The sequence below is a fragment of the Telmatobacter sp. DSM 110680 genome (assembly GCF_039994875.1).
In the GTDB taxonomy this organism is placed as follows: domain Bacteria; phylum Acidobacteriota; class Terriglobia; order Terriglobales; family Acidobacteriaceae; genus Telmatobacter.
In genome coordinates this window covers 3,256,274-3,280,068 of sequence record NZ_CP121196.1, presented here as the reverse complement: position 1 = coordinate 3,280,068, position 23,795 = coordinate 3,256,274, and the positions used below count along the sequence as shown (strand labels likewise).

The 23,795-nt window shown below is 53.2% G+C and carries 18 protein-coding genes and 1 tRNA gene; all 19 read right to left on the bottom strand.

What is annotated here, in order from left to right; translation table 11 throughout:
- Nucleotides 1-169 precede the first annotated feature (169 nt).
- Nucleotides 170-1,456, bottom strand: a complete 1,287-nt coding sequence (locus P8935_RS13545; RefSeq protein WP_348260827.1) for a glycosyltransferase family 4 protein — start codon at nt 1,454-1,456, stop codon at nt 170-172.
- Entirely contained in the window at nt 1,456-3,240 is a 1,785-nt protein-coding gene (locus P8935_RS13540) for a hypothetical protein (RefSeq protein WP_348260826.1), read from the bottom strand. The genes P8935_RS13545 and P8935_RS13540 overlap by 1 nt, the downstream gene beginning before the upstream one ends.
- Before the next feature lie 150 nt (nt 3,241-3,390).
- A tRNA-Thr gene (locus tag P8935_RS13535) sits at nt 3,391-3,465 on the bottom strand.
- A complete protein-coding gene (locus P8935_RS13530) occupies nt 3,456-4,460 on the bottom strand; it encodes a hypothetical protein (RefSeq protein WP_348260825.1) in 1,005 nt (334 codons plus the stop codon). Before P8935_RS13530 ends, P8935_RS13535 begins: the two co-directional genes overlap by 10 nt.
- A gap of 6 nt (nt 4,461-4,466) precedes the next feature.
- Nucleotides 4,467-5,303: a ChbG/HpnK family deacetylase gene (locus P8935_RS13525; protein WP_348260824.1), complete on the bottom strand. Its 837-nt coding sequence runs from the start codon at nt 5,301-5,303 to the stop codon at nt 4,467-4,469.
- Between the two features lie 43 nt (nt 5,304-5,346).
- Nucleotides 5,347-6,288, bottom strand: a complete 942-nt coding sequence (locus P8935_RS13520; RefSeq protein ID WP_348260823.1) for a glycosyltransferase family 2 protein — start codon at nt 6,286-6,288, stop codon at nt 5,347-5,349.
- A 47-nt stretch (nt 6,289-6,335) separates the two neighbouring features.
- Nucleotides 6,336-7,577 (bottom strand): DegT/DnrJ/EryC1/StrS family aminotransferase, encoded by a 1,242-nt coding sequence (locus P8935_RS13515; protein ID WP_348260822.1) that lies wholly within the window; start codon nt 7,575-7,577, stop codon nt 6,336-6,338.
- 111 nt (nt 7,578-7,688) lie between these two features.
- A complete protein-coding gene (locus P8935_RS13510; RefSeq protein ID WP_348260821.1) occupies nt 7,689-8,180 on the bottom strand; it encodes an acyltransferase in 492 nt (163 codons plus the stop codon).
- A complete protein-coding gene (locus tag P8935_RS13505) occupies nt 8,177-9,175 on the bottom strand; it encodes a Gfo/Idh/MocA family oxidoreductase (RefSeq protein WP_348260820.1) in 999 nt (332 codons plus the stop codon). The genes P8935_RS13510 and P8935_RS13505 overlap by 4 nt, the downstream gene beginning before the upstream one ends.
- Nucleotides 9,176-9,295: 120 nt before the next feature.
- Nucleotides 9,296-10,432: a sugar transferase gene (locus P8935_RS13500; RefSeq protein ID WP_348260819.1), complete on the bottom strand. Its 1,137-nt coding sequence runs from the start codon at nt 10,430-10,432 to the stop codon at nt 9,296-9,298.
- Between the two features lie 170 nt (nt 10,433-10,602).
- A complete protein-coding gene (locus P8935_RS13495) occupies nt 10,603-11,574 on the bottom strand; it encodes a CpsD/CapB family tyrosine-protein kinase (protein WP_348260818.1) in 972 nt (323 codons plus the stop codon).
- Complete coding sequence (locus P8935_RS13490; RefSeq protein ID WP_348260817.1) at nt 11,558-12,550, bottom strand: AAA family ATPase; 993 nt, start codon at nt 12,548-12,550, stop codon at nt 11,558-11,560. Before P8935_RS13490 ends, P8935_RS13495 begins: the two co-directional genes overlap by 17 nt.
- 13 nt (nt 12,551-12,563) lie before the next feature.
- Nucleotides 12,564-14,135 carry an XrtA system polysaccharide chain length determinant gene (locus tag P8935_RS13485; RefSeq protein WP_348260816.1) on the bottom strand — a complete coding sequence of 524 codons (1,572 nt, stop codon included), beginning with the start codon at nt 14,133-14,135 and terminating at the stop codon, nt 12,564-12,566.
- A gap of 2 nt (nt 14,136-14,137) precedes the next feature.
- Entirely contained in the window at nt 14,138-15,361 is a 1,224-nt protein-coding gene (locus tag P8935_RS13480; RefSeq protein WP_348260815.1) for a hypothetical protein, read from the bottom strand.
- A 115-nt stretch (nt 15,362-15,476) separates the two neighbouring features.
- The gene (locus P8935_RS13475) at nt 15,477-16,109 is read right to left on the bottom strand and encodes a polysaccharide biosynthesis/export family protein (RefSeq protein WP_348260814.1); all 633 of its coding nucleotides are present in this window, start codon (nt 16,107-16,109) and stop codon (nt 15,477-15,479) included.
- Between the two features lie 136 nt (nt 16,110-16,245).
- Nucleotides 16,246-16,854 carry a UpxY family transcription antiterminator gene (locus tag P8935_RS13470; RefSeq protein ID WP_348260813.1) on the bottom strand — a complete coding sequence of 203 codons (609 nt, stop codon included), beginning with the start codon at nt 16,852-16,854 and terminating at the stop codon, nt 16,246-16,248.
- A 393-nt stretch (nt 16,855-17,247) separates the two neighbouring features.
- A complete protein-coding gene (locus tag P8935_RS13465; RefSeq protein ID WP_348260812.1) occupies nt 17,248-18,120 on the bottom strand; it encodes a sigma 54-interacting transcriptional regulator in 873 nt (290 codons plus the stop codon).
- A gap of 238 nt (nt 18,121-18,358) precedes the next feature.
- A complete protein-coding gene (locus P8935_RS13460; protein WP_348260811.1) occupies nt 18,359-19,825 on the bottom strand; it encodes a sigma-54 dependent transcriptional regulator in 1,467 nt (488 codons plus the stop codon).
- Nucleotides 19,826-20,339: 514 nt separating this feature from the next.
- Nucleotides 20,340-23,678 carry a choice-of-anchor D domain-containing protein gene (locus tag P8935_RS13455; RefSeq protein WP_348260810.1) on the bottom strand — a complete coding sequence of 1,113 codons (3,339 nt, stop codon included), beginning with the start codon at nt 23,676-23,678 and terminating at the stop codon, nt 20,340-20,342.
- Nucleotides 23,679-23,795 lie beyond the last annotated feature (117 nt).

Here is a 23,795-nt window from a genome sequence, read left to right as displayed (position 1 = left end):
TCTTGTATGAGTGGCACTTGGAGTTCCAAACACTAACCCCCTCTATCTCATCATGTTAGCGAGCCATTGCCTCCCTCCAAGTTGTAATTTTTACGCACTACTAGACGAAAATACACGCAGTTGGTCTGTCTGTATGGCCGCATGTCTCAGCCGGGTAACAAATGTCCCGTTATGGGCCGGTACTGTCAAGTAGCTGTCGGTAAGTGTTTCTTGTGATTGCCCCCACAGGGTCCCAAGTGTGCTCGGTCTGGACCAAATCGCGAATTTCCTGCTGACGCGTATTCAAGTTCTCGTAGAGTTCAGACCCAAAATATTGCCGAAGGGCCGTTGCTAAATCATCTGGATCTCGGGGTCTGCAAATGAAACCGTTTCTGCCCTCGATGACATCATCCGCAAAGGAACCGACGTCTGTTGCGATCACTGGCAGGCCAAATGAATACGACAGGAACAGAATTCCGCTCTGGAAGATTTCGGTATACGGCAAAACGGCGACATCCGCAGCTTTGAAATAGGTCTCCGTCTCAATATCCGGAATAAACTCGATCCTCTGCAGGATTTTGTCCCTGGTGGGGTGCTGATCGATCGTCTGCTGAATGGATCGCCAGTATTCCTCGCAACCCTTTTTGCGCTCGCCTGCAATGATCAGCCGGTAATCTCCCTGCGCTGCAATCTGCTGAAACGCGGCCACTAGATACTCGAGCCCTTTGTACTGCTTGATGGCTCCGAAAAACAGGATCGTCTTCTCGTCATTTCTCAGTCCGAGTTTTCGCCGAGCCTCTTCTCGAGTAAGCTCCGTAAAAGGAACGGCGTTGTTGACACCGTAAGGAATGATGGTAATCTTCTCGGCTTTGACTCCGAACTCGCCTATCAATTCGTCCTTCATCTTCTCTGTATGAACGAAGAGATGATCCAAAAGCTTGTACTGGAATTTCAGAGTGGCGCGGTTCAGCCATGAGTCTTTCCTATCGCGCCGTCCGGCATTGACATTATGGGCCGTAAACAGGACTTTCTTTCCCAATAACTTATAGATCAACATCAGCAGCGTTCTATCGAACACCGGCAGTTTGTTGTTCCAGAGGATGTGGAATATTCTTGGCTTCGCCGTCGCTGCATAATGAATGAGCCGGGCATAAAAGAAAACGATTCTCTCGACCCTACGAGCTAGGCTCGCCGTTGTCTGGCTGCCGTGAAGATTACAAAACCGCACACGTGGATTTCCTTGAAATTCGGGACCGTCTACTTCATCGCTGCCGATCACTTCGAGATGTACATCCTGTTCCATCAACGCAGTTGCCAAACCTACCGCGTAGTGACGGTCCTGGCCGCCGGTCAGCAGCGCAACATTCAGCGGTGTCAGACGCGTCGGCACATTCGATGGGAATTTCTCATGGCCTTCAGACACGGGCCCGCGAACTGCAGCTTCTTCTGCTCCCCTTTTGTCTTGTAAAGTCTGCATCAAAGAGCCTGTGCGGTGGCGTTTAGCTCCGCATCTGAACTTTCGATCGATTGCGCGTCGAAGAACTGCCGGAACAGCAACTCAGTCGTCAGCAACTTATGGATTGCAGTTGTCGAGTTGCGATTTCCGCGTACGTGCCCCGTAACCATCGCCTCAACATTCTTGCTATCCAGGAATGGCCGCGAAAGCGTGCGCGGATCTAGCAGAATCTCCTGTACGTATTTCGCGAGCTTGTCGCGATACCAAACTCGGTAGTGAAGGAACTTGTGGCGACCCAGGAAAATTCTCTCGAGATGCAGGGGCGCAACCCAGGAATTCATACGGGCTGCCAGTTGCGGCATACCGTAGTCACAGGCGTATTCCGCCTTGAAGGTGAACTCAAAATAAGCTCGCGCGAGAGCAGACGACATCGGACCGAGAGTTCCGCCCACTCCACGATCGGAGGGAATTCGACGCAACGCTGCGCTGCCGTCCGCGATGAGCCGAAGCCGCACGTCCTCGTTCGGCGACATGGTAGCGGGCGCACGATAAACTGCGGCCACGAAGTCATTGTCCAAAAACGGCGAGCGCACTGTCAGTTGCGTCTGCTCGAGAGCCAATACTCCGTGGTGATACCACGGCGACTGCCGGAAAGCTGCGAAGGTTACCGGGTGGCAGCGACGAATTTCAGCATAAGTCTCATATGCCTGACGAACGCTGGAAATCAATTCGCCGCGAAAAAGTCCGTCCGCCGGCAGCATGGGCTTGAACATCACTGCATGACGCACAATCTCGCTGCCGTACGTGCCCACGACTTTCGCCGGCGCGATATGTCGGGCCTTTTCACTGACATAAAGATCCGAAGCGCGATAGACATCCACGCCTCCTTCAGTCAGATAAACGGTCCGCTCTGCATAGTGCGGGAATCGCTTAAGGAACTCGTCGCCAACCGTGATCACCTGGTGAGTTTGATTGCAGACTTCCGCAACCTTGCGAGCAATCTGAACATCCCGGCAGTCCCGAAACATGCCGCCGAAGGTGTACGTCGGCAGCGATCCGGCAGCAGCCCGATACTGTGCCAGGATTACGCGAGTATCCATTCCCCCGGTCAGCGCGACTCCGGTTTGCTGCGGCCCGTCAAAGTAGCTGGGAAGTTCTTTCTCTAGCGATGCGCGCAGTCCTTGATAGTAGGACTCCGCATCAACCGATGCTTGTTCCTCCCACTCTTTCGGATCGAAGTACGTCTCCCGTTGCTTCAACTCTCCATTGCGAAATATCCAGCGCGAAGCTGCGGGGATAACGGCGATGTCTCTGAAGATGGTTCGGTTTTCAAGTACGCAGCTACAGGCCAGAAATTCGCCCAATCCCTGCGGAGACGGCACGCGTAAATCCGGACGAGCCGCCAAGATTGCCTTTGCTTCAGCCGCGAAATAGAAGGCCTCCTTTGACTCGTGGTAGCAGAGCCGGTGCATGCCATATCTGTCATTAAAAAGCGTGACCGTTTGCTCGATAGAGTCCGCCAGAAGACCGTGAAACAGCCCGTTGAGTCGCGATGCAAAGTTTTGATCGCTGGCAGCGAGGCGTAATAGAAAAGCGGCCTGGCTCTGATCCCCTTTCTCGGCTGCACTCCGGTGACCGTACTCCTCTCCGGAGAAAATCAATGTCAGATCACGTTGGCTGTCCCGTAGCGGCATGCCATCGGCAAAGGAGTCTTCGATCACCGTCCAGCCCACGTACACGCCGAGCGATTCGTCGATCCATGTCCCAACGCGATAAAACGACTCGTGCCGAAGTGCCTGCACCATTTTAAGGAGCTGCGGCTCAGCCCAGCTACGGGGTCGTTTGGTAATTAAACCTGTAATTCCTGGCATGATTCAGGACCTGACTTTGAGTGCGGAGAGGTTAGGTGAGAGTGCGGAAACTTTTGAGGGGAAGAGGCTCATCCCTTAAGAGGATGGAGCCGGCGGGAGGAATTGAACGCTCCGTCTGCCGATCACAATTCGGCCGCTCTAACATTGAGCTACACCGGCGTTTGAGAATTTTTGAACTCGAACCACAGCGAACGCGCACGAACTCCGGCACTGATAACCGAAGAAGGCAGGTTGCCGATAAGGCCCCGATGAAGCTTAGCCTTCATACAGAGCCTTCCCCAGTTAGTGATAGGCACAAAATACCTGGGGAGCAAAATTTCCTTGAACCCGTTGCGGATCTTGAACTCGCGCAATGGGCTGTCGCGCTTGTTTCCGTAATTATAAAGCCCGTAAGTGATATGGGTGATGCCCCGCGATTCACAAATCTCCACTGCCTTGGCCATCAATGCATTGGATGGCCTCTTGTCAAAATGGCTCGGTTTTGGCGTCAGATTCAGGATTGCGGCTACGTCGCCGCGATACACAAGATGCAGGAATCCAATCATCTCTTCGCCCACAAACGCGCAGATAAAGTCACACCTGCCAACGAATTCGTCGTAGCGCTTCCTCGTTTCGTCCGCGGTCAATCCGAAATAGGCATTCTTCATGCCCTGGCGCATCGGGGAATCGTCGTTTACTCCGCGAATGCCTTCAATGAGCTTCTCGTCAAACTCCTCAACCTTGATGACCACGCCGCGCTTCTGAGCGCGCCTTACATTTTTCCGGGATTCCTGCGGCAGACCCTCCCACCATTGTTTGAAACTCGCAAGGGGGATCGCTGCGACACTTTCCCATTCGACTGGGTACGGATATTTCGGCTGAGTCGCCGGAATCTTCTGAGCAAAGCTAAAAATGTCCGCCTTTAGTATGCGATCTTTATCATTTCTCAGCGCGGTTAGATATGCTTCAGGGTTTTCGAGTTCTTTCTCTCTCATCTCCTCGCCGCGAATCCGCGCGATCCTTAGCCATTTTCCTCGGGTAGTGAGCTGGTCGCCGTTCACTTCCATGACAGGAACCGAAACCCAGCGCCCCTTCACCCTCATTTCAGCTGGCCTACTTGACTGGGTCATACCTGGATCCATGGCCTCCAACGAGCTTCCCGCAGATTCACTCATCGTTGTCTATTTCCTTCGACTACCTGTAGCCGAATTGGTTGCTCCGGTCCATGCCGGATGGATATAGCCTCGGGCAATCTGAAGGTTGCCGGTTCTGCGTAAAATCTCGCCGGTAGTTAAAAACTTGTACTCTTCAAGGTTCACAGGATGCGTCTCAATTTCGACAATCGATACCCGGGCGATCGAAAAGATTTCGTCAATGCGACTCGGCGGTTCCAAAGGTGGGAGAGAAAAGAAGTAGTCCGTCACCTGATGTCTCTTTGCCAGAACCCGGTCGATAACTTTTCGATATTGCCGGTTCACGCCGCTCTTTTCACCTGGCCTGAATGAAAAATTCTTTCGCACGATTGTGCCGGCGGGAAGTAGGTTGCCGAAAAGCACGTTCGCACAAAGGTGCATGTGATGATGCCCGTCAATTCTTCGAGGTGCATGTCCGAAGTTTCTCTCGTACTCCTCAATCTGCGCCGCAACAACGTACTTGAACGACGAGGCCAGTCCCGGATGATATATCGCCTGCGCCAACCGACTTCCCCGCAGGTACCGCGTAATCCTTTGCTGCTGTTCCGCCAATCCAGAGGAACATCCTTGAGCAGAAAATGGGGTTGTGAAATTCAGATGCAGTCCACAATCGACACCTTGTTCTAGTGCTATTCCCGCCGCTCGCTCTGAATCCTCCATGAACACCATTGCACTGGTCGACGAGACGGTGTTGATGGCTATGCATTCGAAGATCCGATCGGTGGTCTCGACATCCCGCCCCCAATCGTCTGCATTGACGATCAAAGTGCTGGCAACAGGACTCTGCAATCCCGCAGTCACGGTTTCGGCTGGATGGTTCGTCAAAAGAGAATCTTTAACCGACGTTTGATGAGCGGTGGACACGTGTCTACTGGACTGCCCGCGGCCCCAAGCGGGGATCAGACGGCCCGGTTACGGGAGTGTTCGTTCGTCCGCCACCCAGGAGGAACAGCTTCTTCAGGCGTTGGATCTGTTCGCGGCGGTGAAAGGTAATCAGTTCACGCGGCACCGGACGCTCAACGCGACGCAGCATTGCCGACAAATATCCCGCACCGAGCGATAGGCCCCCCAGGCACAACGGCGGCTGCGACATCTGATAGACAGAGCGAAATAGCTCCCATAAGGGATGGTTGCCGACAACGTAATCCTTAATCCCGTACTTGAACTTTGTGTTAAGTGCCGTTTGCTGGGCCGATCCCATCTCGCGATGATGCAGACATACCTTTTCCGTGTACGTCCGCGTTCTCCACCCCTTCATCCGCGCACTGATCACTGCGATGTGATCGATCGAGCCGCCTTTTACGGGCAAGTATCCGCCGATCGCTTCGAAGCACTCACGACGAAACACCTGACATGCGCCCGAAACATGTTCGACGCTGACGAACCGGTAGTCATACACTCGGCCCGAGAGTTCCTGAAAAGGGGTTCCGGTCAATCCCAGTTTTTCGTCCTCAGTCAGCTTCTGAAGCAGAAACTGGAAATAATCCGGTTCGAACGAAATGTCCCCATCAAGGCTTACAATCACGCCGTATTCGAGACCGCTTACTTTGGCGTAGCCGGCATTGAAAGCGAAGACCTTACCTGCGAAGTTTCGCTCAGCGCGTTCCGGCATTCGCAACAATTCAATCCACGGATACCTATCAGCGTAGCTGCGAACGATCTCGTCGGTTCCGTCGGTCGATCCGTCGCTTACGATCACCCACCTCAGAGGAAGAATGGTCTGCGCCACGACGGACTTCAGCGTGACCTCAATGAATTGGGCCTCGTTCCGCGCCGGCGTGATGAGAACGTATTTAGGTAGTGTCGACATCGTCAATTGAGTAGTTTTAGGCGAGTGTGCAATCAATAATCTCAGTGCTATCCGACCCTCTCTACTGAAACCAGGGTGTTCAATTCCGCGGCGCCAGGTCTGCATTTAGCCACGAAAGCAGTAACTTCAGCAGCTACTCTTTCCTGCTGTTCTGAGGCGAGCTGGGGATACATGGGCAAGGAGAGTATCTCGCCCGCCGCACTTTCCGATACAGGGAAATCGCCGGCGCTGTAATTGAGCGATACATATGCCTTCTGAAAGTGAAGGGGCACCGGATAATGAATTCCTGACCCTATTCCAGCTTCTTTCAGGTGACTCATGAGCCCCTCTCTGTCACTCGTCCGAATCACATAGAGATGGTAGACACCGCGTGACCACGACGGCTCAAAAGGCAGACCCACGGCATCGCTCTTTGAGAGCAACCGGTTGTATTCAGCAGCCTTCGATCGGCGCTGCTCGTTCCACGATGTCAGATGTGACAATTTCGTGTGCAGAATTCCCGCTTGCAAAGCATCCAGGCGGCCATTGTAGCCTTCAATGTCGTGATAATACTTGCGGCTCTGGCCGTGATCGCGCAACATCTTCATATTCGCGGCCATGGCAGAATCATTGGTCGTGATTGCGCCAGCTTCGCCGCAGGCACCGAGATTCTTTCCCGGATAAAAACTGAAGGCTGCCGCCCGCCCCATCGAACCCGCTTTCATCCAGCGATTGTTCTTCTTTGAAAAGTACTCGGCTCCATGTGCCTGGCACGCATCTTCGATCACAATCAGGCCATACTCCGCGGCCAAATCCAAAATGCTATCCATGTCGGCCATCTGCCCATACAGATGCACCGGGACGATGGCCGTGACTTGACGGCCGCTGCGAAGGCTAATAAGCCGTCCAGCTTTGTCGCGAATGCATTTATTTCTCAAATAGCGCTGAAGCATTAACGGCGACATGTTGTAGGTGTGCTCGTCCACGTCTACAAATTCCGGAATCGCCCGAGCCTGCGAAATAGCTTCGGTCGTAGCAATAAAAGTATTTGGAACGGTCAGCACAACATCGCCGCTTTGCACACCGCTGGCCATGATTGCGAACCGCAGGGCATCCGTGCCGCTATTTACGGCGACGGCATGACGCACGTCGCAAAATTCGGCAAACGCGGTTTCGAAGTTCTCTACCATCGGACCGCCAATAAATCCGGCAGAATGAAGAACACGGCGGAACAAGGCAGTGAGTTCTTCCTCAAGTTCTACATGCGGAGTGACCAAATCGAGAAATGGGATTGCTGCGTCAGTATTCATCGTCTCTCCTGACTTAAACTCTTCGAATCTTTGCGTGAAGTGAGGTGCCGCGCTCAATGCCGGCTTTAAACATTTCTTTGGATTGCGAGCTTTCTGCCGACCGTCAGCTGCCTAAGCCTTTTTGAGGCCATCCAGATAGCGCAGCACTTTCGCAGGATTGCCTGCGATGATCGCATTTGCCGGGACATCCTTGGTCACTACGCTTCCGGCTCCAACCACAGCGTTTTCACCAATTGACGTGTTCGGAAGAATTGTGGCGCCTGTCCCAATCGATGCGCCCCGTTTGACCACTGTTTTTTCCACTTTCCAATTTGCTTCTGTTTGAAGCGTCCCATCGGAAGTTGTGGCGCGGGGGTAGGTATCGTTGGTGAACATGACACCATGGCCGATGAACACATTGTCCTCAATCGTGACGCCTTCGCAGATAAACGTGTGGCTCGATATCTTGCAGCGGCGACCAACCTTTGCGTTCTTTTGAATCTCAACGAATGCACCAATCTTTGTATCGTCGCCGATCTCGCATCCATATAAATTAATAAACTTGGAAAGGCGGACATTCTCTCCGAGCTTCACGTCGTTTGAGATTGCATTGAATTCATTCATAGCTCGATCAATGCCCCTCTCTTCTTCAGCGATTCGCTCGCTGCTTCCAGCATTTTCACAACCCGCAGACCAGCTTGACCGTTATTGAACGGCTGTTGCCCGTTCGAGATGCATTCGACAAAATACGCAAGCTCGTGACGGAGAGCCTCCGCCTGCTCCAGTTGCGGGGACCACATATCCCCCGAACGATAACTTACCAGCAGTTCATACAATCCTTCTCTTGTGCTGATGTTCACGCCCTTGTCGTAGATCTTGACCTTCTCGTCTGCTTCAAGGTCGTTCCAGACGACCATCCGCTTCTCGCCACCGATTAGCGTAGTCCTCACCTTAACGGGGGAAAGCCAGTTCACATTGATATGTGCGATGACCTTCTCAGGAAAATACAAAGTCATATAGGCAACATCTTCATGTCCGTTTAAATGTCCCTGGCCTGTCGCCACGATCGCTTCAGGGTCTGCCTTAATCAGGTAATCCATGATGGAAAGGTCGTGTGGAGCAAGGTCCCAAAGTACATTGCAGTCGTGTTGGAAGAGGCCAAGGTTGACCCGGGTGGAATCGTAGTAATACAGATTGCCCAGCGCGCCCTCATCCAGAAGCTGCTTGATCTTGCGCACCGCACCCGTAAAGAGAAAGGTGTGATCGACCATGATTTTGAGGTTCTTCCGCTCGGCTAGTTCGATCAGTTCTTGCCCTTGGCAGGACTTGCTGGTAAATGGCTTTTCGACGAATACGTGCTTGCCGTTCTCTAGAGCTGCCTTGGCAAGTTCATAGTGGGTCCAGACCGGAGAGATAACCGCTACAACATCAATTTCTGGTGAGGTCAGCACCTCTTCAGCGCTGCTCGTTACCGTAAGCCCGGGATACGCCTTTTGGGCCCGAATTCGAGCAGCTGGACTGATTTCTGCGATCGCGCGAACCTCAACTCCATCAAGGTTCATGAGGTTTCTGACAATATTTGGACCCCAGTAGCCGTAACCAATTACACCGAACTTCATAATTCGCCGTCTTTCTGCAAAAGTACCGATTGGTTGGGGGACGACATACGCAGGAATGCTGCCTGGATCAGTCTTGATTTCTGCCAGTTGAAACGAAGTTGGATTGTAGAAGAAACGCCCTCAGTAGGCGCCTGACCCTCGGATCACGGCGAGAGGGGTGCGGAGCAGAATCTTGATGTCAAGCCACGGGTTCCATGACGTGGCATATCTCAGGTCCAGTCTCACCATCGCATCAAAGTCAACGGTGCTTCTCCCCGTAACCTGCCACAATCCAGTAATTCCCGGCTTTACTTCGAGCAGTCTGCGACGATGCCACGTTTGATACGCGGCAAGTTCGTACGGAATCGGAGGGCGGGGACCAACCAGCGACATGTCGCCAAGCAGAACATTTATCAACTGCGGCAATTCGTCGAGGCTGGTTTTGCGCAGGAACCTGCCTATCGGCGTGATCCGCTTATCGCCGACGATCTTGTAGATGTTCCCTTGCTCTGGGGTTTCGCTTGCTACCCCTTTGTTGATCAGTTTCGTGACAAACTCGCGGTGAACGCTGTAGTCATTACCCACATACATGGAGCGGAACTTCAGAAAGGTGAACTGCCTTCCGTGTTGCCCCACACGCATCTGGCGAAACAAAATGGGGCCCTTTGAAGTTGCCTTGATGGCAGCCGCGATGATGAAGCAGAAGGGCAGACAAATCAGCGCAAGAACCACGCCCCCAATGACATCGATCGCTCGCTTAAGAATGAGCATCGGCTGTTTACCTTTATCGCGGCTTGAAATATCCGGATACAAAGCAGGATTACTCGGTCGCCCTGGTCCCTTTTCAACCCAATCATCGGGATAGTAATGCAAGGAAATCTTGACGAGGTTAAACTGCTCAAACGTTAGCTCTTCGCGAAGAGTCTTGGTGACACGGCTCAAAATCGTAGTAAGAATTAAGCTCTTGTCTCCAGGCATCAGGCCGGTGAACAGCACCCCGATCGTATGCTTTGACTCGTACCAACCCACCAGGTCGGTGTCCCGACTGGTCGCGAGCAAAACGGCCATGCCAGAATCCAGGGCCCGAATTGCCTTGGCAACATGTTGGTCATCAACTTCGAGAAGCATGAGGACGAACGGCGACTTGGAACGCTCAGTACGCTTGCGCTCCACCGCGATTACCCGTCTGAAAGTGTCCTCATCCAGGGCCTTGCGATCTAAAGTTGGTTCGTTTAGATCAATAAGAGCTTTTTGTCTACCTTGACGTACCGTGTTCACCGCGTCCTCCCAAGGCACATAACCCCTGACTTCTACGCAAACCGTATAAGTTTGCCTTAGTTCCGCTTCACTGGAACGGTAGAGGCTTCGGGTATTTGAAAGTGTTGCTAGTTAAAATTCAGCTCTTGCACGTGAGAATACTCAACCTGCGCTTAGATTACCCACAACAATCAAGCTTCCGCATCGTCGGTTGGTAACCGATTCGTTGGGCGATAGTAATAATCCGAGTTCGCCACGCTTCGAGCGCTGTTCAGGACCGCTCCGATCAGCTTCTGAGTACCGAGGGCTTCCAGCCCCCGCTTCAATTGGCGCTTTTCCGTAATCCCCTGTCGGGTCACGATCAGGATCCCGTCCGCCAGGTTGGTCCACACGCTTGTGTCAGCCATGGGAAGAATCGGAGGAGAATCAATCACGACCCAGTCAAACCAGCTCATGACTTGTTCCATCATTGCTGTCGCGCCACCGGATTGGAGCAATTCCAGGGCGTTCCCGGTTCCCGCCCCCGCCGGGAATATCCAAATTCCCGGTCTCTCCAACCGATACATACTGCTGCTCAGCGCCCTATCACCGTTCAACCACTCGCAAATCCCCGGCCTGTTCGCAATTCCGAAGATCTTCGACTGCGTAGGGCGCCGGACATCGCCCTCAAGCAGCAGCACCTTCTGTCGAGTATGCAAAGCCAGGGTACATGCGAGGTTGGCGGCAACTACGCTTTTGCCTTCCTGAGGAATGGTGCTGGTGACAAGGACCTTTTTGAGGGGGCGCTGGCGGCGAAGGTGTCGCAGACGAACGCCGAGAAGGTGAAAAGCCTCACTGGCGGGGTTGGTACTGTCGGGCAGAGATACTAAGTGGCTCTCGGGCGATACGGAAACATTCAGAACTTCACACTGCATGGGGCTGTCTGACCGATCCCCAACCGTTGCAGAGGGAATCTGGGCCTCCCCATCTGGATCGAGGGCAGCCACAGCGGTCGCTGAAACCACCGTCGTCGTTCGGGAATCTGGGACGTCGGCGGCTGACCGATGCGCAGAAGCCTGGCTCTCGGCGCGCTGCAATAGCTCGATTGCATGTGGAGCTACTGGCGAATTTTTGCCGCTACGCTCTGCTTCTGAACGTTGCAGTGCGTCAAATATCTGACTCATGCTCCCCCGCTTCAACTGAAATCGGTTGATTCGAATCCGAATCGGATCCATTTGGCCGTTGCATCGTGGCATACAGGTCGAGGAAAAAGTTCTTAGCCCGTTCCAAGTCCATGTCTTCGTCGCCTTGCGCTCTTTTGCCTAGCTTGGTGCCATTGGTGCTCAAGTGGAAATCTTTGGCAACTCCAAGGATCACATCCGGCGAAATGACTGGTAATCGTCGCGCATATCCTGTAATCAGGGCGTTTTCGCAGATAGTGTTGATCAGCCTTGGAAAACCTCGTGAGTATTGATGAATTGCCTTCACGGACTCCGAAGAGAACAATGGCTCTGTTCGGCTGGCTGCCCCGGCAATTGTCAGCCGCTCCATGATGTACTTATCCGTATCTTGTTCATCGAGAGGAGCGAGGTGAGCGCGTAAAGCAATCCTCTGCTTCAAGGGCCGGAGTTCGAAAGAGTCTAGTTTCAAGTCGAGTTCGGGCTGGCCAACGAGCACGATCTGAAGAAGCTTATCGTCGTTGGTCTCGAGGTTGGAGAGAAGACGAATTTCCTCTAGCAATTCCATCGAGAGATTGTGCGCCTCGTCCACGATGAGTACTGTGGTGAGGCCCTGCAGTCCACGCGAGGTAACGTATTTGCTTAGCTCCAGCAGGAGCGTGCTTTTGCTCTGCTGTCCATTGGCGTTCAGTCCAAAGTCAGAAGCCGTGTAATGCAGGAACTCCATTGGCGACAAGCGGCAGTTGAACAAGTAAGCGTACGAAATCTCGCTACTGGACTTGAACAGTTGCAGCAGGCACCGGAGCAACAAGGTCTTGCCCGTCCCCACTTCTCCTGTAACCACCACGACGCCTTTGTGCCGGACGATTCCATAGTAGAGCGCCGCCAACGCCTCATTGTGTCTGGCCGTCGCGACAAAGCACGTCGGATCAGGCGTGAGGTCGAATGGATTTCGAGTCAAGTTGTAAAAATTCTTATACATGAAGTCTTCTGCACTATCCTCGCAAGTAGCTGATGGCCGATCCAACTACGATGACTGCACCAATGACTGCTGCGGTTGACCAACCCAATACCAATCGCCGCTTCTGCTTTTCCTCGTCGAGCGTGCTCTGAATCTCGGGAACTTCCGCAATAATTGCGATCGGAAGAAGTTCCTTTATCTCTTTCTCCCCGTGCATACGGTCATCAAGGAACTCGAACAGGAATACAACCAGGCATCCCAATGCAAGACCGGCCCCCAGGCCCATCCCGCAGAATTTCAGACGGTTAGGAAAGTCGGGCTTGGTCGGCAGGCTCGGAGGGTCGAGCATAGTAAACCGCTCACCCTGCTGCATCTGTTCCATGCTGGTGGCCATCACCGATTGATTTTTCTTTTTCAAGAGATCATCGTAGTTCGCCTTCGATTGTTCATAGCCGCGGGTCAACTCAGCGAGTTGCTGCTCGGTGGCGGGCTGCGAATTCAATCGCCCTTGGTACTCATTAATACGAGCCTCGAGACCAGAAATTGCCCGCTCGCGGCTGGCAATCTCAAGCTGGTTGGCTTGGAGCTGACTTTGCAACTGTAGGAGCGGTGTCGACTCCGGATCATTTGACTGCTTAGAACCATTTTTTGGAGCGGCAAGTAAATCTTGTCTCTGCTTTTCGGTTCTGGCAATCTGGGCTTTTAGCTTGACTACGTCCGGGTAGGAATCGGTGTACCTCGAACTGAGATCAGTAAGTTGGGATCTGAGCTTCGCCAATTCTTGATCTATTGTGGCCATTTCAGACGGAGATCCGTCTACTGTGCGCCCACTTGCATGAAGATTCTTGTATTGCTCGATCAATGTTTGAAAATAAACCCGCTGCTGTTTCGCAGTATTCAAAGTATCCTGCTGGTTTTGCAATTGTCCCTGAAGTCCCGCGAGAATCTGGAGATTGCTGCTTTGCTGGGACGGCAACGCTCCCTCATGCATTGCTTGGAACTGGCGCACTTTGGCTTCCTGATCGGCGAGGATCGCCCGCGCATCTTCTAGCTGCTTCTCAATAAATTGCGTGGTTCCCTGAGACTCTCTTTCCCGGACTTTTAGATTCTCGTCAATGAAAAGCTGAGTCAATTCGTTCGTGACCTTCTGAGCCAGAGCTGGACTATGGGATGTGAAGTTCACTTTGAAGGCAGTAATCTCATTTTGAGGACCGTTGCGCACGAGATCGATGCTGATGTTTTTCCGCAGAGCCTCAACCTTGTCGTCAGGAGACATGGGCTTCTTGGCGCCTGCATAAAGGTTAAGCTTATCGACGATCATGAGGAGGCGCGTACGGCTGAGAATCTGCTGAGAGATACTTTGCATGCGATCCTGCAGATTCTCGTTCACATTGGGAGCGACATAGCTTTCCGGCATCGTCGGCTGTTCGACCAGAATTAAGGTGCTCGACTTGTAAGTCGCTGGCAGTACCCAGCTGACTCCCCACACCACTAACCAGCCCACAAATGCCGGCACCAGAAAATGGATGTGCCGGCGACGCACGAGATCGACATACCGCTCGGCATCAAATTGAGTCAATTCCTGTTCTTCAATGATATCCGGCATTTTTATCTTCCTAAAGGACGGTGAAAACCGTAATTCAACGAAAAGTACGCTCGGTTCGAATCGGGAAAGGATGAGACAGCCGGGATGTCATACGCTTCATGAATGCGTTGATACCCAGCTACCACAGCGATCCTTTGGGTAAGCGTATGCTGCACATCAACTCCAGCGGAGATCGTGCGACCTCCCGAGGTAAATGCAATCTGAGCCGATTTGGCATCGATGCTGTTCAGGTAGGAATACTTCGCATCGACGCCGGCGCTCCACCGGCGCGAAAACATCAGCCGTCCATCCAAATCGGCCATGTTTGACTGGTATGCCCCAGCCAGACCTGGTGCTCCGCTCACTGTGTAAGCGTAGCTAGCTGTCAGGTTCGTGCGAAGTTTCTGCCATCCAACGCTTCCCTGCACCGCCGGTGCCCAATGGGCCAGCTTTGCAACGTCAGGACGCCAGGATGTGTACTGCTCCGGACCAGCCAGGATCGAAAATGAAAAGCTCTTTGTGAAATAGTGCGTGTAAAACACAAACAACGTATTGGACACCGTGTAAGTGTCAATTGGGTGGCTCACAAATTTTTCAAATTGGTAGGTCAAACCAAAATATTGAGATGAAGACATTCTTCTGCTGTAAAAGGCACTGAAGCCAGCCGCGCCAGTGTTGTTAAGGCCCGCTTGTTTTGAAGCATTTGAATAATGCGAAAAAGCGTAGGACCCACTCCCGCCGACCATGGCATTCCGCGCGTACTGGTAATTGATTGCGGCGGTACTCCAATTTTCAAGCTGGTTTGCATAGGGTGCAATTTGCACCGAATTCGATGATCCCGCAGATGTCGAACCGCCTCCCGTCACAAACGGATTGGCCTGGCTGTACAGGTTCGAGTTCTGTAAAATCGTGTCACTTAAAACCAGAACTGCGTATTTACTTAAATGGAGTCTGTAGTCAGCAATTCCGTCCTGGTTTACCCCATTGAGCTGACTGGAATTGTGATACAAGTTGAAGCCCGCAGTGTAATCCACCGATTCACCTTGCCTCGGGGTCTGGCGGTCCAAACTGATTGTAGGCATAAATGAGTAAGTTTCATCACCTATCGGCTTCCCATTCTGGATACCCAAAAGATTGTCAACATAAGAGGCTGTGAATACAAAGCCGCCGTCAAGATAATTAGAACGCGATTCTTCTCCCACCATTACCGGATAATTATCTTGACTCACCGGCGGCGGGGTCATCATCTGGGTGTCACCCAGAGACCCACCGCCTGTCGCACTGGGCTCGACTTGCGACCAAAGCAACGTTCCCGCGGAGAGGACGATGCAGCAACAGGCAATTTTCAGCATGACATGCACCTTACGGAACAATGATTGTGTCGTTTGGTTGGAGCTTCACATTCTGAGCGGAATTCTTACCCTTAAGAAATTCCTTGTAGTTGAACTTCAGGTTCGTCTCATGCCCGTCAGTGCTCTTGCGTAAAACATAGACGCCTGTCTTTTTGGCGAAATCACGAAAGCCTCCAGCTGCAGCAATGGCGTCCATAATCGTCGTGTCGGCCGTCAGCAGGTAAGAACCTGGCTTGGTTACTTCGCCTAGAATGTTGTATTTCCTGCTGTAGACCTTCTCCACGATCACTGTCACTTCCGGCGACGTGATAAAGTTCTTCAGTTTTTCCGTGATCTCGCGCTCAAGCTGAAGTGGCGTTTGGCCAGCAGCCATCATTTCACCTACGAGCGGCAACGAGATTTTGCCGTCAGAGCGGACAGGGATCGACTTCGTTAATTCGGGTTCCTTCCAAACGCTGATGGCTAATACATCATCATTGCCGATTACAAAACTGTCGTCGTGAGCCGTCTTGTTCGCATCGGGCTGCGCGCTTGGTGTTCGATCCCCGATCGGTTGACCGGCAGACTGTGTCTGTCCGGATACAGAACTCGCTGCCGCTAAGCCAAGGCTCAGAACAACCGCTTGCAAGGCACTGCACTTCATAGCCACTCCATTCGATCGCCTTCGGTTTCCCATTGCGCTCATCCCGATTCTCCAACGCCCTTCGTCACATGCCAGCGGCCACGGACCATCGGAGCACCCAAACCGAAGCGATTCTGCTCCGTCGGTTAACGTATCCTCAGTTTCCGGTGAATACACCTCTCCGCAGGGCGTTTGAATCACGGTTTCCATCCCGATTCGGTACGACCATTGCGCTCTTAACCACCGGCACAACGTCTAAAGCGTCGATCTCAACAGCCACTGACTGAGACAGCATCTCTACCGACAGAACCAGTCTGTATAGGTTCTTCTTCCGCGTCAGAATTCCTTCCACACCTTCCAGAGAGCCGCGAATTACTCGAACACGCTCGCCGCAGTGAAGGAACGGATGAGGCTCAACGGAAAACGGACCTTCGACCGTCCTGCGAATTGCTTCAATCTCTTCGTCGGGTACGGTGGCCACACGCTCCCCGCGGCTGATAATCATGTGCACTCCCGGAGTGGTCAAAACCGGGAGACGTCGCTCGTGAGCTCCTCGTACAAAAACATAGCAAGGAAACAGCGGCAGGGACAGGATCTTCTGCCTGTCTTTCCATCGACGCGTAGATTCATACAGCGGCAGGAATACCTCGAATCCCTTCGTTTCCAACATCTCGCTAATCGACTTCTCGTGCTGATGGCGAGTGTAGACAGCGCACCATGGAACGCTCTTTTGAGCCCGTGTTTCAATACTTTGCAGCGTAGCCACGTTCGCATCACCCTTCTGTTGCTAGTAACGATTCGGGCATAGCTTCGCCCTGTGAGTTACATGGAACACTTTCAAAAACCCCGTCGGACGCCCGATCTCCTCACAACTCATCAACAAGGAACCGTACCTGGAGCCGCGAAGAAACCCAGTCCAATAGTCGATTACCGGCAACGGTTCCACAATGACCTATTAGGGTTGCGGAAGTACCTCTGCGGTAACCTTTCTGTCGCCGCCACAGTAACAGCCACGATCCTTGCGGCTTTGAAACCTAAATTTCTCATTACAAAGTCATTTTCCGACAAATACATCCTATTTCAATTCGAATGCCAAGAAACAATCAAAGGTTACTTTCGGGTCAACGACCTGCTTACCCCAGTCTGCCCGTTCCTTCCCTCACCTGTGACTTCGCGGACGCCTCATACCCGCAGATCTTGGACGAGAGACGTGATGGTACTTCGCCACAGTGTTTTCTCCGGAGGCTAGTTGACGCCTGAATTCAAGGCCCACAACTTCCTCGGCACCAAAAATCACTATTCGTGCAACCCAATTCTCCAATTCGCGAATGTTTCCCGGCCACTTCCACTGCTGAAACGCTTCCACGGCGCGCGAACTGAGATGTGGGACTGGACGGCCAAACTCACTGGCAAACTTTGCGAGCAGATATTCGCAAAGTTGCGGTATGTCTTCCCTGCGATCGCGAAGTGGGAGCAGTCGTACGCGATGAACGAAACATCCCAACAACTCATCGACAACGCGATTCCTCAATTCCACCTCCATATCGATACTCGTGGCGCATACGAATCGGGCGTCTACCGCCAGGTCCTCCCTGCCGTCGATCTGTCGATATCGACCTGACTCGAGCGTGTGGGCCACTTTCCGCTGTAGTGAGACGTCCATACAATCAATTTCGTCCAGAAAGAGCGTACCGCCCGAAGCAAAGTTGATCAGGCCGCCCTTGTTTTCCTGCCCTTTCATGGCCTTTGTCTTCTCAATCCCAAAGATCTCGCCTTCCGCCAAGCTCGCCAAAGTCGCTCCGCAGTTGAGCTTTAGAAAGGGCTTGTCTCCACACCCCTGGTTCTCATGTAGAAAGCGGCAGAGTATTTCCTTACCCGTTCCGCTCTCTCCCTGAATCAGTACAGGTAAATTGTCGTGTGCCGCTCGCTCGATTTTCGCGCGTATTTCCCGCATCCCTGACGTGGCCCCGAAGATGAACTCCGGCTGCGGTAGTTCAGGAAGTCGAGTCTCGTTATAAGTCTGTGCAGGCATATGGGCTCGTGTACTAACCCATTAGCAAATGCATGACCAATAGTGCGGAACAATCCGTGAACATATCACTTGTTTTTAGCTCTTTTTCCATGAAATTGATCGGGATTGGAAGAGGCTTGAACTCCCGCTGTCTGAAGTATGCAAACTTTTGCATACTATTACCCCAGAGTATGCAAATGGCTGCCATTTCTCGCGGATACGGCTGAGGATCCAGGCACGAGCAAGAAGAAGAGTTTGCTCAGACCCTTGCGTGCGGTCGAGAGGACGACCGAGGTGAAAGCTGTAGCTGCTGAATCTTGTAAAGCAGACCGCGATAACTGATGTTGAGGTACTTGGCTGCATGCCGCCGATTCCAGCCTGAAACTTCAAGTGCCTCCTGAATCATCTGAGCCTCAGCTCGATCTTTCATATCGCGCACCACAGAGCGCATACCAGTGTGTTCAGAGTGCTGCTCTGGAGAAGACATCGCCGACACAACCTGTGTCGTTGCGACGACCTTCGCCTCCAATTCACGAATCGCCGCATCGGAATCGCGCATTGTCATGGTCCTGGTGACAAAATTCCTAAGTTCACGCACATTCCCGCGCCAATCGCAAAGCAGGGCTGCGTCGAGTAGGCGGGATGAAAAAACAAACTCACTCCCGTTCCTGAGCGACTCAGGCGATCTGCGAATCGTCTCCTCGATGAGGAATGGAATTTCCTCGCGGCGCTCGCGCAGCGGTGGTACCGAGATCGTGAAAACGTTCAATCGGTAGAAAAGGTCTTCGCGAAACGACTTACCCACCAACGCGCTCTCGATCTGAATATTGGTGGCCGCCAGCACACGCACGTCAACCTTACTGCTTTCGCGCGCCCCCAGACGGGTAAACTGCCCATCCTGAAGGACATGCAGCAATTTAGCTTGCATCGGCGCACTCATTTCGCCAATCTCATCCAGCAGCAATGTACCGCGATTTGCCTGCTCAAACTTGCCCGGCTTGTCCTTGATTGCGCCTGTGAATGCGCCCTGCTGATACCCGAAAAGCTCGCTCTCAAGAAGATCCGACGGCAATGCCGCACAGTTCACGTTGACAAAACTATGCTGCGAACGGCGCGAATGTTTGTGGATGAGGTGCGCAATCACTTCCTTACCGGTGCCGCTTTCACCGAGAATCAAGACCGGAGCGTCGACTTCGGCGAGAAGCTGTATCTGTCGATAGATCTTAAGCATGGAGGGCGCGCCTGCAAAAAAGTAACGGCCCTCTCCAAGTTCTTCCAGGACATGATCCGCATGAGTTGCGCTGCTGCGAATTGGCTCTAACGCAGGTGCCCCCTCATGACCGCATTCCATATCGTCAGAGTTTGCGATGCAGAGTTGTTCAAACATCTTGCCGAGATCGCAGCGAGAAAACGGCCGCTGAATAAAAAACTCGATCCCCGCCTTGGCCGCTTGGTTTTTGTAATGCTGCTCGCCTGCGCCATAAACGAGACAAACCGCCGATCCCGAAGCGGCCTGCAATGTTCTATAAAGAACACCAGAATCCATCTCAAGTGACGACTCGATAATCACCAAATCGGGGTCAAGGGCATTGGCAAGGAGGATCGAAGCTTGCTCGCAGCTGGATGCGTGAACCGCTCTATGACCCGATGTCTTGAGAAAACCATCCAGGATCGTACGAGTGTCAGCAGATCGCAGAACGGACAGAATCAGCAACGTTGGTTTCACAAGGCACCTGAGCGAAAATCCTTCAAAAGCAAACAGTTTTCCGTCACTCACCTATTGAATCAGGCTGGTGACGCGAGCAAACGCTTTTGCAAAATGTCCCCAGCAAGAACCTCAGATGACGTCAGCCTGGAAGGCAAATCTGAAGATGAGGAGGCCGAAACGCGCCCGAAACCTCAAAGGGATTAAAGACGGTACCGTTGATTGGAATTTCCTTCTCAACGGACACGACAATGCTGACTTGAAAAATGGGCCCTTTGCTTAAACGTTCCCATGTCGAATTGGAGTAGTAACTGTAGGATAGACCTTCCGTGGAGTCAATCACACTTTGGTAACACCCAGCAGTGCCGATTACCCGTCAGGTTTTTAATTTCAATGGTTTATCGACACCACATCGCGGATGTTTGCCATGGCGCTCACTCATCGCAAGTTAGAGTTACATCCTGGCAATCGGAGAAGATGAGACAGGTTACCCAGGGTGGCAACTCCCGCCATCCTGGGCGACGACTGTCCGGCACTACTTCGTCAAACCGTAAGCAATGATTTTGCCCGATGCGGTGACGTAGACATGCCCGTTCACCACCGTCGGCGGAACCCATCGTCCCGCACTGCCCAAACTCGGGCTGGTGTAGAGCGACTTGCTCACATCCGTTGCATCGTTCGCGTGCAGAGTGCTGGTGCTCAGATCGATCGTCCATACGATACCGTTCGTATTTCCGTTCGATGAAACCACCGGATCAGCGCCCGGCCAGTTGTAGAGGAAGGTCCCCTTCGAGGTAGGTGTCACGCTCAGCAATCCTGTGTTGGGGTTGAGAGTAAACATCTTCAAAACGTCATAATTCGGTGCGAAGTAGACGTTCTCCTGCCACATCGCCGGTGAGTTGTAGCACGGCTGGCCTCCGTCCCGGACACCCGTGCCGTTACCACCAATTTGGTGGTCCAGCCGCTGTAAGATGTTATCGCTGGTCGTACCGCGCCCTCCGAATGCGTCGCGATTGATCACATATATCGGCGTTGGCTTCCCGCACGCAATGATCAGGTGCGGATACGGCCCGTTCTGATCGGGTGCGAGAATCATGCTTCCCGAACCCATGTCGAGATCGTTCGTGTCGTAGTTTGCGTAGTTGTACGGAGTGAAGTAATCCAGTTCCTGCAGCGTGGGACTTAGCTTGACGATGCTCTCGCCAAAGTTATTCGTTCCAACGCTGCCGTTGCCCGTCGAAAGGTAGATATTCCCTTCGCTGTCGGCCTCGGGTGAAGCTCCCGACATCCATAGCCCTCCTTGGCTGCCGGTCGGAGTTACATTGAACAGCGCCTTCTGCTCTAGCGTGTTTTCGTCGAAAGCAAACAACAGTCCATGGTAGGGCGACCGGTCTTCGATGGAACCGAACGCGATATAGACCATCCCGTTTGCCAGCAGCAATCCGGGACGCTGGAACTTCATGATTGGCTCGAGATCCGGATCCGTAATGAGTTCGGGATCAGGTGTGAGTTCAGCTCCCGTAATCAAGCTCAGCGCGTGCAGCCGGTGCGGGAAATAGGTTGCATTGTTTTCTGAAGTCTCTGCCACCACAAAAATCGCCTGTTTTACCGGATCGATCACCGGCGTACTCAGGATTCCCGTCGTATTGGAGATTTTTGTCACGGTTCCAGGAACCGATGTCACACCGGTAGAAAGGAAGTTCTTGTGCCACAGAACGGTGCCCGAATCGGCATCCAGCGCGTACACGCTATCGTTCGACGTGGTTACATACACCACATTGCGTACTTTGCCGCCTACCGTGAGGCCATTCATATATAGAGGCTGTCCCCAGATGGTGCCATCCAAACCGACTGCCCATAGCTGCCCAAACTTGCCGCCACTCACACTCGACGGTGTAAGCACCAGCTCGTTTGACTGAACACCCGTTCCATCGGTGCCGTTCTTGCGAGTTGTGTAGTTCACCACTGTCACGTTTGCTGTAGCCGTGGCAGTGTTACTCGAGTTTGTAGTAGATACACCCTTAATGGTGCATGTCTCTGCAGCCGCAGGCGCAGTAAACAGTCCGCTGCTACTGATGGAGCCACACGTCGTCGACCAAGTCACCGATTGATTCGCCGTGAACTGCGTTTGTCCGATGGCGTGAACTGCAACTGATGAGGGCGTGATCGTCAATGTTCCCGAGTTCGCCGTAACTGTCACGGTCGTCGAGGCAGTTGCCCCCCCACTCGTCGCTGTCGCAGTCACTTGGCAGGACTCAGCGGTTGCCGGAGCCGTGTATAGCCCCGTGCCGCTCCCGATCGTTCCACAAGTCGCAGTCCAGGTAGCGCCAGCACTCGCTGTGAACTGCAAAGTGCCATTGACAGTCACAGTCGGATTCGTTGGCGAAATGGTCAGCGCCGTCGTCGTGCCTGTACCCGTGAGCGAAATATTTTGCGGACTGTTTGTGGCTGAGTCCGTAAAGCTCAACATCGCCGTACGCGTACCTGTCGATGTTGGCGTGAAGACGATCGACGCAGTGCAATTCGCAGAAGTTGCCAGACTCGTCCCGCAAGTCTGGCTCGCGATGTTGAAGTCACCGGCATTTGTGCCGGAAATTGCAACGCTGCTGATCGTGATCGACGAGCTTAGACCATTGGAAAGGGTTGCCGTCTGTCCCGCGCTGCTCGAACCTACTGTCGTGCTTGCAAATGTCAAACTCGATGGACTCGCTGTAACCGTTCCTGATGCCGCTGTTCCATCGCCGCTCAATGCCACAGTCTGCGGACTGCTCGTCGCCGAGTCGTTGAAATTCAACGTCGCGTAGCGCTCCCCGGTGGCTGTCGGAGCGAAAGCAATGCTCGCCGTACACGTCGCTGACGCCGCAAGTGAAGTTCCACAAGTCTTACTGGCGATTGTGAAATCTCCAGGATTCGTGCCCGTAAGCGTGATGCTGCTAATCGTAAGTGACGACGTCCCAGTGTTCGTCAGCGTAATTGCTTTTGCCGCGCCTCTGTTTCCAACCGCTACATAGACCCAGTTCAGTGTTGTCGGGCTTACCGATGCGCTCCCAGAACCAGTTGCCGCCCCCGTTCCGTTCAGCGTTACAGATTGTGGACTATTCGTCGCTGAATCTGTAAAGGTGAGTGTGGCACTTCGCGCGCCGCTCGCCGTCGGATTGAACACGACCGAGGCCGTGCAGGAACTTGCTGCTGCAAGACTCGTGCCGCAGGTCTGGTTGGCGATGCTGAAGTCACCTGGATTCGTGCCCGATATGGCAACGTTGCTGATAGTGATCGACGTACTCTGACCATTTGACAACGTCGCTGTCTGGGAAGCGCTGCTCGATCCAACATTGGTGCTCGCAAACGTCAGGCTGGCAGGGCTCGCCGACACTGTACCGCTGGGCGATGTCCCCATGCCCGTGAGCGTCATGGTCTGGGGGCTGCCACTGGCCGAATCGTTGAAACTCAATGTGGCTGATCGCGCACCCGTCGCCTTCGGAGCAAACACAATGCTCGCGGTGCAGCTGGAAGATGCGGCCAGCGACGTGCCGCAGGTTTTACTGCGAATTGCGAAGTCGGCTGGATTCGTTCCGCCGAGAGTGACGCTGCTGATCGTGATCGCGGCGCCTCCGCTGTTCGTAAGCGTAACGACCTTCGCTGCGCCGGTCTGGCCAAGCTGCACTGATACCCAATTCAGTGTCGACGGTGACACGGAAACCTGTGCCAGCAGTGCGACCGGCGACAGAAGGCAGATCGCGGTGGCAAGAACGGCCCGCGAAGTTTGCCATTTGCGGAAGGAGAAAAGAGATGTCGCATTCGCGTGCAGACTGAGCAGAGTATTCAGAAGAGAAATAAACGCAGACTGGATCCGCGTCAACACGAGAGTCCCCATGGCCCACCCCTTGAGTCGTTCATTGTTGAATTTGAAGCAAGAGTCAAACTGAAGCAAAAGTTCAGAGCTGCTTTTTCAACGGAAGGCGGAGACCAAATGACCTATCTTTGTCGACTT